This is a genomic window from Rhodococcus sp. 06-470-2 (genome assembly GCF_002258235.1).
In the GTDB taxonomy this organism is placed as follows: Bacteria; Actinomycetota; Actinomycetes; order Mycobacteriales; family Mycobacteriaceae; genus Rhodococcoides.
On sequence record NZ_NOYB01000010.1, the window covers coordinates 12,088 to 23,620 of the forward strand.

General features: G+C 65.8%; 11 protein-coding genes. 3 read left to right on the forward strand and 8 right to left on the reverse strand.

Translation table 11 applies throughout. From position 1 onward, the window contains the following. Window positions 1-5: 5 nt before the first annotated feature. Entirely contained in the window at window positions 6-1,163 is a 1,158-nt protein-coding gene (locus tag CH276_RS03425) for an acyl-CoA dehydrogenase (RefSeq protein ID WP_032396722.1), read from the reverse strand. Between the two features lie 149 nt (window positions 1,164-1,312). Further along, on the reverse strand, window positions 1,313-1,960 hold the full coding sequence (locus tag CH276_RS03430; protein WP_032396721.1) for a TetR family transcriptional regulator: 648 nt from the start codon (window positions 1,958-1,960) through the stop codon (window positions 1,313-1,315). A 116-nt stretch (window positions 1,961-2,076) separates the two neighbouring features. On the opposite strand from CH276_RS03430, the gene CH276_RS03435 reads away from it, so the two are divergent. The 3 genes from CH276_RS03435 (at window position 2,077) to CH276_RS03445 (ending at window position 5,684) form a co-directional block, all read left to right on the forward strand. Continuing rightward, on the forward strand, window positions 2,077-2,421 hold the full coding sequence (locus tag CH276_RS03435; protein ID WP_032397267.1) for an ArsR/SmtB family transcription factor: 345 nt from the start codon (window positions 2,077-2,079) through the stop codon (window positions 2,419-2,421). A 108-nt stretch (window positions 2,422-2,529) separates the two neighbouring features. After that, window positions 2,530-4,227 (forward strand): SulP family inorganic anion transporter, encoded by a 1,698-nt coding sequence (locus CH276_RS03440; protein WP_094630601.1) that lies wholly within the window; start codon window positions 2,530-2,532, stop codon window positions 4,225-4,227. 38 nt (window positions 4,228-4,265) lie between these two features. Next, entirely contained in the window at window positions 4,266-5,684 is a 1,419-nt protein-coding gene (locus CH276_RS03445; protein ID WP_094630600.1) for a xylulokinase, read from the forward strand. A gap of 62 nt (window positions 5,685-5,746) precedes the next feature. On the opposite strand, the gene CH276_RS03450 is transcribed toward CH276_RS03445, so the two are convergent. From CH276_RS03450 to CH276_RS03475, 6 genes are read right to left on the reverse strand one after another with little or no spacing between them, the layout of a single operon-like run. After that, window positions 5,747-6,820, reverse strand: coding sequence for an SDR family oxidoreductase (locus tag CH276_RS03450; protein WP_094630599.1), 1,074 nt, complete (start codon window positions 6,818-6,820; stop codon window positions 5,747-5,749). Between the two features lie 46 nt (window positions 6,821-6,866). Continuing rightward, window positions 6,867-7,604: a sulfite exporter TauE/SafE family protein gene (locus tag CH276_RS03455; protein ID WP_094630598.1), complete on the reverse strand. Its 738-nt coding sequence runs from the start codon at window positions 7,602-7,604 to the stop codon at window positions 6,867-6,869. Then, on the reverse strand, window positions 7,604-8,599 hold the full coding sequence (locus tag CH276_RS03460) for an ABC transporter ATP-binding protein (RefSeq protein ID WP_094630597.1): 996 nt from the start codon (window positions 8,597-8,599) through the stop codon (window positions 7,604-7,606). The genes CH276_RS03455 and CH276_RS03460 overlap by 1 nt, the downstream gene beginning before the upstream one ends. Continuing rightward, window positions 8,592-9,611, reverse strand: coding sequence for an ABC transporter ATP-binding protein (locus CH276_RS03465; RefSeq protein ID WP_032396716.1), 1,020 nt, complete (start codon window positions 9,609-9,611; stop codon window positions 8,592-8,594). Before CH276_RS03465 ends, CH276_RS03460 begins: the two co-directional genes overlap by 8 nt. Beyond that, window positions 9,608-10,594, reverse strand: coding sequence for an ABC transporter permease (locus CH276_RS03470; RefSeq protein ID WP_094630596.1), 987 nt, complete (start codon window positions 10,592-10,594; stop codon window positions 9,608-9,610). Before CH276_RS03470 ends, CH276_RS03465 begins: the two co-directional genes overlap by 4 nt. A gap of 9 nt (window positions 10,595-10,603) precedes the next feature. Continuing rightward, window positions 10,604-11,533 (reverse strand): ABC transporter permease, encoded by a 930-nt coding sequence (locus tag CH276_RS03475; RefSeq protein WP_032396714.1) that lies wholly within the window; start codon window positions 11,531-11,533, stop codon window positions 10,604-10,606.

The following is an 11,533-nucleotide window of genomic DNA, read 5'->3' on the forward strand; positions in this document are numbered from 1 at the left end:
GTCGCTCATTTGAGCAGCGCCCGCGACATGACGACACGCTGAATCTGGTTGGTGCCCTCGTAGATCTGGGTGATCTTGGCGTCGCGCATCATGCGCTCGACCGGGAAGTCGGTGGTGTAACCGGCGCCGCCGAAGAGCTGCACGGCGTCGGTGGTGACCTCCATGGCCACGTCCGAGGCAAAGCACTTCGCTGCCGCGGAGATGAACCCGAGGTTCTTCTCGCCGCGCTCGGCGCGGGCTGCGGAGCTGTAGACCATCAGTCGAGCCGCTTCGACCTTCATCGCCATGTCGGCGAGCATGAACTGCACTGCCTGGAAGCTCGAGATCGAGGTACCGAACTGCTTGCGGTCCTTGGTGTATGCGATGGCTGCGTCGAGGGCGCCCTGTGCCAGGCCGACGGCCTGCGCGCCGATGGTGGGGCGAGTGTGGTCGAGCGTTTCCAGCGCGGTCTTGAAGCCGGTACCTGGCTCGCCGATGATGCGATCGCCGGGAATCTTGCAGTTCTCGAAGTACAGCTCGGCGGTGGGTGAGCCCTTGATGCCGAGCTTCTTCTCCTTGGGTCCGACGACGAATCCTTCGTCGTCCTTGTGCACGATGAACGACGAGATGCCGTTGGCACCCTTGTCGGGATCGGTCACGGCCATCACGGTGTACCACTCGGACTTGCCGCCGTTGGTGATCCAACACTTGGAGCCGTTGAGGATCCAGTCGTCACCGTCGGCCTTGGCGCGGGTGCGCATGCTGGCCGCGTCGGATCCCGCTTCGCGCTCGGACAGGGCGTACGACGCCATCGCGCCGCCGGCCAGGGACGGCAGAACCTGCTTCTTGAGTTCCTCGGAGCCCTTGAGGATCAGCCCCATCGTGCCGAGCTTGTTGACCGCGGGGATCAGTGAGGACGAGCCGCAGACGCGGGCGACCTCTTCGATGACGATGCAGGCGGCGACGGAATCGGCACCCTGGCCGTCGTATTCCTCGGGAACGTGGATGGCGTTGAAGCCCGAGGCGTTCAGCGCTTTGAGTGCTTCCTCGGGGAAGCGGGAGTCCTCGTCGACCTCTTTGGCGTACGGAGCGATCTCCTTCTCCGAGAGGGCCCGAATGGCCGCGCGCAGTTCGTCGTGCTCTTCGGGCGATTGATACAGATCGAAGTCGGGATTTCCGGCCATGTCGGCCACGCTCCTCGGTGTGTCGGGGGGTAGCACTGCCCGGAGGGGGCACTCAGTGCCAAGGATTGCCCTAGTGTACGTCTGAGTACGGACCTGTTCAAGGGCGGGTCTTCGGCATCCGGCACTCAGTGCCATTCGGTCCGGATCGATCAGGCGCTTGTGTGATCGGCCAACGCGTCGACGACTTTGGTGACGGACGTGCCTCGGGGGAACGACGCGACGACGATCTCACCGGAGAACTGCGCGCGTACCTGCGCGAGTGCCGAACGCAGATCCTCGACCGACGTCGGCAGGCCGTCGCGAATCATCCGACGAAGGATGTAGTTGTGCGTTGCGGTCACCGTGGCCGAGAACTGCAGGATTTCCAGGTGCGGGTGATCGGGCAGAACGCGCTGCAGATATTCGACGAAGAGTCTGTCGTAGCGAAACACGGTGACGATTTCTCGGTCACGCAGAGCGGGGATCTTGTGGACCACCTGGTAACGCAGGCGCGACATGTCCCGCCACTCGGAAAACCGCTCGTACACCAACTGCGCGGCATCGCACACGGCCCGCCACGGATCGCCCTCGTTCGATTCGAGAAACGCACCGGCCTGCTCGAGCAGAATTTCGTGATCGGCGAAGACGACGTCTTCCTTGGCGCGGAACTGGCGAAAGAATGTCCGACGCGAGATTCCGGCGGCACCGGCTATGTCGTCCACCGTCGTCGACTCGTAGCCCTTGACGGAGAACAGGTCGAGGGCCGCGGTGGCCACGGTGAGCCTGAAGTCGGTGGATTCTTCGGGTTCTCCGCTCATGGGAGAGAAGGTAGCCGAGTTTCGGGACGAGCAGGGAGGACGTTGTCTTCCGTGCGTTGGTTGCTAGTGTTCGCAAGTAGCCTGCTGCGCGGCGGCGGGTGCCACGGGAGGACTTCATGGCCACGGAATCGAGCCGGCCGCTGTACAGAATGAAAGCCGACTTCTTCAAGACATTGGCGCATCCTGCGCGCATTCGGGTACTGGAGTTGCTGAGCGAGCGCGAGCATGCCGTCTCCGAGCTGCTTCCGGAAATCGGCATCGAGCCGGCCAATCTGTCTCAGCAGTTGTCCATCCTGCGGCGCGCCGGTCTCATCGAAGGCACTCGGGAAGGCCTGTCGGTGTCCTACACGCTGACGTCGCCCAAAGTGGCCGACCTGTTGCTCGTTGCGCGGGAGATACTCACGGGAGTGGTGGCCAATCAGGCCGAGTTGCTGGAGGGCGAGTCCGGAGCACGCACCTGACTCGACGGTCTCGGATGGTCTGGCTCACGTTGCTGTTCACCTGATTCATTACTTGCTAAACTTAGCAATCAATTGGACCAGGATCGATGAGTTCTCAGAGAGCGTCACATGTCCGAACCGACGAAATCCGACCGTAAGACCGACGCCTCCAGGGCTCTGACGGCCCTCTTGCCCAGATGGAGCGAGTGGAAACCCGCCTTCCGCGCGCCCGGTGCGGATCTGCTGGCGGGTCTGATCGTGGCCCTGGTCGCGCTGCCTTTGGCGCTCGGCTTCGGCGTCAGTACCGGGCTGGGGGCCGCGGCCGGCCTGACCACGGCGATCATCGCGGGAGTCGTCGCCGCGGTGTTCGGCGGATCCCGGTTCCAGGTGTCCGGACCGACCGGTGCCATGACGGTGGTGCTCGTCCCGATCGTCGCCGAGTACGGTCCGACCGGCGTACTCGCCGTCGGGCTGATGGCCGGGGTCATCCTGCTCGTGCTCGCCGCGGCCGGCGTCGGTCGAGCCGTCCGGTACATGCCGGCACCCGTCATCGAAGGGTTCACCGCAGGCATCGCCGTCGTCATTGCGCTGCAACAGGTTCCGTCGGCCCTCGGTATCACCGACGCCGAGGGTGAGAAGGTGTGGCAATCCGCGTTCGACGCGGTGCGCTCGTTCGTCTCGCACGCGAGCGTCCTGACACCCGCCGTGGCCGTCACCGTCGCGATCGTCATGCTCGTCGGCGGCCGACTGGCTCCGAAGGTCCCGTTCTCTCTGGTCGCGGTCGCCGGAGCAACGGTCGTCACCCGATTGTTCGACCTCGACATCGCCCGCATCGGCACCATCCCGTCGTCGCTGTCCGCTCCGAACCTGAGCTTCTTCCACCTCGGCGACGTGACGGCGTTGTTGGCTCCGGCGCTGGCCGTCGCAGCGCTGGCGGCCCTGGAATCGCTGCTGTCCGCGACCGCGGCGGACTCGATGGGCGTCGGTGCCCGGCACAACCCGGACCGTGAACTGTTCGGGCAAGGCCTGGCGAACATCGCCGCGCCGTTGTTCGGCGGGATCCCGGCCACCGGTGCCATCGCCCGCACCGCCGTCAACGTCCGATCCGGAGCGCGCACCAGGCTCGCCGCACTCACTCACGCCGTGATTCTCGCCGCGATCATGTACTCCGCCGCGGGATTGGTGGCCGACATTCCACTCGCGGCTCTGGCCGGGGTGCTCCTGGCGACGACGGTACGCATGGTCGAAACTGCCTCCATCCGAGCAATTTCCCGCGCCGGTCGTGGGGACACCGTGGTGATGGCGTCGACCTTTCTCGTCACGGTCGTCTTCGACCTGGTGACGGCCGTGGCGGTCGGCGTCGGGTTCGCTGCGGTGCTCGCACTGCGCGCGGTCGCGCGATCGGCCACGGTCGAGCAGGTGCCTCTGGATGCACTCGACGCGGTCTCGGAGGAAGAAGGCAATCTGCTTCGCGAACACATCGTCGCCTACCGAATCGACGGCGCGTTGTTCTTCGGAGCCGCGCACAGCTTTCTGCTCGAGCTCGCCGACGTGTCGGACGTGAAAGTGGTGATCCTGCGCATGTCACGAGTGACCACGATCGATGCCACCGGAGCCATCGTGCTCAAGGACACGATCACCGAACTCGAACACCGCCACATCACCGTCCTGATCTCCGCGGCCAAACCCGAACACCTGCGACCGCTGACTGCGCTGGGTGTGTTCACCACCAAGGACGACGAGGCGCGCCGTGTTTTCGAGACCACTCCGCAGGCCATCGCCTATGCACGCACCGTCGTGACCGAGGCAGCCGAACACCGCGGGTAGGGTCCAAGTCACACTTGCGTAGGAAAGGACCGCTCATCGTGGCTCTCGTTGCAGGAATCGACTCCTCCACCCAATCGTGCAAAGTATTCGTTCGTGATGCCGAATCGGGAGAGTTGGTGCGCCAGGGGCGAGCCTCCCATCCCGACGGCACCGAGATCGACCCGCAGCGCTGGAAGGATGCGCTCGACGAGGCAGTGGCGGCAGCAGGCGGACTCGACGATGTGGACGCAGTATCGGTCGGTGCGCAGCAACACGGCATGGTGTGTCTCGACGAGACGGGAACTGTGGTCCGTAACGCTCTGCTGTGGAACGACACTCGGTCGGCGCAGGCCGCAACCGACTTGGTGTCGGAGTTGGGGAAGGAGACCGGCGTCGACGGCGGGCAGGCGTGGGCCGACGCCGTCGGAGTGGTTCCGTTGGCCTCGATCACCGTCGCCAAGCTGCGATGGCTCGCCGACCACGAGCCGGAGAACGCCGATCGCACTGCGGCCGTATGTCTTCCGCACGATTGGCTCAGCTGGCAGCTCGGCGGCGCATCCGGGCTCGATTCCCTGGCCACGGATCGGGGCGACGCCAGCGGCACCGGGTACTTCTCCGCCGCCTCGAACGAGTATCGAACCGATCTGTTGCAGTTGGGTTTTCGTGGGCGCAACCCGCAGCTTCCGCGGGTCGCGGCACCGAACGAGACCATCGGCCGACTCCGCAGCGGTGCACTGATCGGACCGGGTACCGGAGACAACGCCGCCGCGGCCCTCGCCCTCGATGCCCAGCCCGGTGACGTGGTGGTCTCGGTGGGCACTTCCGGTGTCGTATCGGCCGTGACATCGATTGCGGCAGCCGATGGTTCGGGTCTGGTCGCGGGATTCGCCGACGCCACCGGCCGGCAGTTGCCGTTGGTGTGCACCCTCAACGCTGCCCGGGTGCTCGATGCGACGGCGCGTCTACTGGGCGTCGACCACGACGAACTGTCTCGGTTGGCGCTGTCGACGACCAGCGATGGCCTGGTGTTGGTGCCGTACCTCGAGGGTGAGCGCACCCCCAACCGTCCCGATGCATCCGGCGCGATTCACGGCCTGCGACTGAACAATTCGACGCCCGGCCACCTGGCGCGCGCAGCAATCGAGGGACTGCTGTGCGGTTTGGCCGACGGTATCGACCACCTGCGTGCGCAGGGTGTGGAGACGAAACGGGTGCTACTCATCGGCGGCGGCGCGAAGTCCGCCGCGTTGCGGGCATTGGCTCCGGCGATTCTCGGAGTTCCGGTGACCGTGCCCGAGCCGGGTGAATACGTCGCCGATGGTGCCGCGCGTCAGGCCGCGTGGACGTTGGCCGGCACCACTGAGCCGCCGACCTGGGCCCAGGCACCGTCGCAGACCTACGAGGCCGACCCGACCCCGGCGGTGCGGGAGCGCTACGCCGAGGTGCGGGATCTGACCGAGGGCACCACCCCCATGTGAGCGAAACTTCGTAGCCCACTACGAAGTTCCACACACGTGCGGCGGAGCCGCTCTGGCGCTCTCTAGGGAATCAGGCGCGCGTCGCGGTAGCGCTGGATCACCGAGGCGATGGCATCCGGGGTGGATCGGAAGCCCAGGAACCCTGCCTTCTTGGACTTGTTCATGTCGGTCAGGCATTCCATGTCGCGGCCGAGGTCACCGTCGGTGTGCCACCACGACGCCAACCGGGTGACGTCGCTTTCGGCCAGATCGTGCTTGTCGGCGATGCGCTTCCACGCGGCGGCCGCGTCGGACATGCGGGGTTCGAGGGGGCGCGGCTCGGTGTCGAAGCCCTCGGGCTCGACGCCGAAGTGCGCGGCGAACTGCGGCCACAGCCAGCGCCAGCGGAAGACGTCACCGTTGGCGATGTTGAACGCCTCGTTGTGTCCGTTGTCGTCGGTTGCGGCCCACACCATCTGCTCGGCGAGCAGGTCGGCATCGGTGAGGTCGGTCAGCCCGTTCCACTGTGTCTCGGAGCCGGGGAAGATGAACTTCTCGCCGAGTTCCTTGCAGATCGACGCGTACACGGACAGTGTGAGCATCATGTTCATCGCGTTGCCAACGGCGAAGCCGGAGATGGTGTGGGCGCGGTGCACACTCCAGCCGAATCCGAACTTCTCGGCACCGGCGAACAGTTCGTCCTCCTGCGCGTAGTAGAAGTTGGGGGTGTCGAGTCGATCCTCGGTCTCGTGGAACGGGGTCTCGGCCATCACGGACTCGCCGTAGGCGTCGAACGGTCCGAGGTAGTGCTTGAGTCCGGTCATCAACGCGACGTGCTTCACCGAGTGGAGGGGGCCGAGCACGTTCAGCACATTGCGCAGAGTTGCCGAGTTGACCTCGATGTTCTCCTGCTCCGAGTCCTTCTTCATCCAGGCGGTGAAGAACACGACCTCGGGGCGGACGTCCTTCAGTGCTTCCTCGAGCGAGGCCGGGTCGAGCAGATCGGCCGCCACGGGGACGACGCCGTCGATGGGGACACTGCCGCTGCGGCTCAGTCCGTAGGTGGTCCAGCCTGCATCGAGTGCGGCGCGGCACAGGGCCTGCCCGGAAATACCGGTGGCACCGACTATCAGCGCGCGCGTGTTGTTCGTAGTCATCCGTGCTGTCTACCCAATGGAACCGGAGCGACACGTGACACGGCACTCACATCAGGGCGAGTACCTGTTGAACGACGAGCACGAGCGCCCCGACGGCGGAGACAGTGATCGCGACGATCCGCAGGCGTCGGCGATCGAGAACTCGATTGACCACCCGCGACAGCAGAAAGCCGAGAACAGTCGCCGGGGCCAGGAACACGAACAGCGTCGCAGTGTGGACATCCACTGCTCCGGCCACTGCCAGCACCGCCAGCGAGATGAGCGAGCCGACGAGGAAGAAGCAGCTCATGGTGCTGCGCAGTTCGGCCCCGGTGTTGCGTTGCCACACCAGCGCCATCGGCGGCCCGCCGATGGAGGTGGCCGTTCCCAGAATTCCCGACGCGGCCCCGGCCACCATCAGATTTCGTCTGTGCGGCAGGGGGACCCAGCCGAACGACGTCAGTGCGACACCGCCCAGCACCACCAGTGCCAGCAGAATCGCCAGTCCGCGTTCGGGCAGCAGGACGAGCAACAATGCGCCCACCGCCGAACCGGGGAGGCGACCGGCGAGCGCCCACCCGGCACCCGAGAGGTCGAGGGAGGTGCGATCGCGAACCAGAACGAGCACACTGACGACGACGGCGAGCATGATCAGCGTTGCCGGGATGAGGCCGGGGTCGACGATCGCCACGATCGGCGCGGCGAGCATGCCCATGCCGAATCCGATCGACGCCTGCATCGCCGATGCGAAAAAGATCGCCAGCGCGACGACGACGAAGCCGGTGATGCTCAGCTGCGTCGACATCACGTCCCGGCAGCGACGAGGCCGAGATTGCCTGCTGCGAGCGGGTAATGGCATTCGGCGATGTGATCGGCCTCGTCGGTGTCGAGCGCCACCGGGGGTGCCTCACTGGCGCACAAGTCGGTCGCCTTCCAGCAGCGCGTGCGGAATCGGCATCCCGACGGCGGGTTCAGCGGCGACGGTACCTCGCCCTTCAGCAGGATCTTCGTCCCGCGCGTCGACGCGTCGAGTGTGGGTGCGGCCGACATCAATGCCGCTGTGTACGGGTGAGCCGGACGGTCGAACACTGCTTCGGTGGCCCCGGATTCGACGATGCGGCCGAGGTACATCACCGCGACGCGGTCGGCGACGTGTCGGACAACCGACAGATCGTGCGAGATGAACACGTACGAGATGCCGAGTTGCTTCTGCAGGTCGTTGAGCAGGTTGAGCACCTGCGCCTGTACCGAGAGGTCGAGTGCGGAGACCGGCTCGTCGCAGATGATCACGTCGGGGTTCAGTGCCAGAGCGCGCGCGATGCCGAGGCGTTGGCGTTGACCGCCGGAGAATTCCTGCGGGAAGCGGTTCTCGTCGCTCGGCCGAAGACCCACCAGATGCAGCAGCTCACGTACGCGCGCGGAGCGGTCGCGTCGAGTCCTGTACAGGCTCTTGTGGGTTCGCCACGGCTCGCCGATGATGTCCCCGGCGGTCATTCGTGAGTTGAGCGAACCGTACGGGTCCTGGAAGACCATCTGTACCCGCCGACGCCACGCGAGCAGTTCCTTGCCGCGCAGCGCGAACGGATCCGTGCCGTCGAACGCGACGGTGCCCGAGTCGGGTCGTTCGAGCATCATCAGGGTGCGCGCGAGAGTGGACTTGCCGCAGCCGGATTCGCCGACGAGGCCGAGGGTTTCACCGCGTCGCAGGTCCAGGTCGATGGCGTCGAGGGCGCGGAGCTTGCCGCGGCCGACGTCGAAGGTCTTGTTCAGGCCGCGGACGGTCAACAGTTGCTCAGACATGGCTGGATACCTCGTTCGGGAAGTGGCATGCCGACATCCGGCCGCTGCCGACGGATTCGAGCGGGGGACGAGTACTGATGCAGATCTCGCGGGCCAACGGGCAGCGGGCCTGATAGACGCACCCGTCGGGAATGGAGTGCAGGTCCGGTGGGGTGCCGCCGATCGACTTCAGATCCTCACCGCGGACTGCGTGGACGGGTACCGAATCCAACAGGCCTTTGGTGTACGGGTGTCGCGGTGCGCCGAACACCTCGGACACCGGTCCGGTCTCGACGACGTTGCCCGCGTACATGATCGCGACTCGGTCGGCCTCCTCGGCCACCAGGGCGAGATCGTGGGTGATGAGTACGACGGCCATGTCGTGTTCGGTGCGTAGTTCCTTGAGCAGCGCCATGATCTGTGCCTGCACCGTCACGTCGAGGGCGGTGGTCGGTTCGTCGGCGAGCAGTACCGACGGACTCAGGGCGACGGCCATCGCGATCAGCAGGCGTTGGCGCATGCCGCCGGAGAACTGGTGGGGATAGGAGTCGGCACGGGATTCGGGCTCGGGAATACCCACGCGGGCCATCAGCGCGATGGCCTCCGCTCGTGCCTGCTTGCCGGACATACCGCGATGGATCCGAAACGGTTCGGCCAGTTGGGTTCCCACGGTGTAGACCGGATTGAGGGCGGTCAGTGCGTCCTGGAAGACGATGGCCAGTTCGGTGGCCGCGACCGTGCGTCGCACCTTGGTCTTGGCCGTCACCAGGTCGATCTCGCCCATCTCGACCGAACCGCCGGTGATGTCTGCGATCGGTTCGAGCAACCCGACGATGGCCTGTGCCGTCATGGACTTGCCGCAGCCGGATTCACCCAGCAGGGCCAGGGTTTCGCCGCGGCGGGCGGTGAAGGTGACGTCGTCCACGGCGCGGATGACGCCGGACGGGGTCCGCAGATCGACGGTCAGTCCACGCACGTCCAGGGCCACGCTGCCGGTATCGGCGCGTCGAGGTGCGGTTGCCGGTGCGCTCATGAGACGACCTTTCGTACGGGGAGCAGGCGAGATCGCTTGGAGCGGGGCACATTGAGTCGCCAGCGCTGCGCTGGATCGGTGGCGATGCGCGCCCAGGCGGCGAGCACGGTGGCCGAGACGGTGGTCAACACGATGGCCAGGCCGGGGAAGAAGGAGAGCCACCACGCGGTCTGCAGGTAGGTACGGCCCTGCGAGACCATCAGGCCCCACGAGACGTCGGGTGGCTGAATGCCGATGCCCAGGAAGCTCAGTGACGATTCGGCGAGAATGACGAAGCAGAAGTCCAGGGTCGCGACGGTGAGCAGGGTCGGTAGCAGGATGGGGGCCACGTGGCGTCTGATCACCGATCCGCTCTTCGCGCCGAATGTTCGTGCGGCATCGACGAACAACCGACTCTGCAGCTCGGCCGACTCCGCGCGGGCGGTGCGCAGGTAGATCGGGATGCGGGTGACCGTCAGGACCAGAACGATGTTGGCGGCGCTGGGGGAGAACACGTAGAGCACGACGACCGCCATCAGCAGGGACGGGAAGCTCAGGATCACGTCGGCAACGCGCATCGCTGCGGTCTCGCGCCAGCCTCGATGGAAGCCGGCCCACATACCGATGAACGATCCGATGATCGCCGAGAGGATGACGGCCGGAACGGCAACCGAGAGTGTGGTTCTACTGGCCACGATCAACCGGGCGAGCATGCTGCGGCCCAATGGATCGGTGCCGAGGATGTTCATCCACCCGGTGTCGAGGGTGAACGGTGGCAGGTTGGAGCGGTCGAGGTCCTGATCGGTTGCCGAGTCGCCGACCAGCATCGGGCCGAAGACCGCGGTGAGGAAGACCAGCACCAGGATCGCGGCGGCGACGGTGGCGACCCTGTCGCGTAGCAGCAGCTTCCACAGCGGGGCCGACGCCTTGCGGGCTTCCACCGGACTCTGGGGTGGAACATCCTCGGGATCGGACGTTTTCGGTGCTTCGAAGTCGAGTGACATCAGTTTCTCCTAGACCTTCACCTTGTCGCGAACCCGGGCGTCGAGCAGTGCGTAGCAGGCGTCGATAACGATGTTGAGCACGAAGATGGACACCGCCGTCAACAGCACGGCCGCCTGGAGAACCGCGAAGTCGCGCTGCAGGATGGCGTCGATCATCAGTTTTCCGATGCCCGGCCAGCCGAAGATGGCCTCGACGACCACCGCTCCGTTGACGAGGCCCACCATCAGGTCGCCTGCGACCGTGAGCGCCGGTGCGGCTGCGTTACGCAGGGCGTGGTGGGTGACGACCCGGAGATCGCCTGCCCCTTTGCTTCTCGCGAGTCGCACGTACGGTGCCGACAGTGCCGAGACCATTGCGCCGCGCACCACCTGGGTGAGGACTCCGAGGGGACGAATGAGCAGAGTTGCGATCGGCAGTATCCAGGAGAGCATTCCGTTGTCGACACCGGAGGTGGGCAGCCAGCCGAACAGGATGGCGAAGACGTAGACGCCCATGATGGCGAACCAGAAATCGGGAATGCTGGCTGCGGTCATCGACAGCAGGCTCGAGATGCGATCGGCCAGCGAGTTGGGCCGGTACGCGGCCCAGCAGCCGATGATCACGGCGCCGAGGATCGCGAGGAACATCGTCGCGAACGCCAGCTGCAGTGTCGCCGGGAATGCGCGCAGTGCCATCGCCGACGCGTCCTCGCCGGTACGGAGCGACTGCCCGAAGTCGAGTTGCACGACGCCCTTGAAGTAGTCCAGCAGCTGCGTCAGCACCGGCTGATCGAAGCCGTTGGTGGCGCGGAACGCCTCGCGCTGGGCCTGAGTTGCCGACTCGGGTAGGTACAGGCTGGTGGGGTCGCCGGTGAGCCGAGCGAGGAAGAACACGCCGAGCAGGACGACGAACAGCGGAACGAGGCTGGTGTAGATCCGTCTGCGGAGAAATCTGAACAT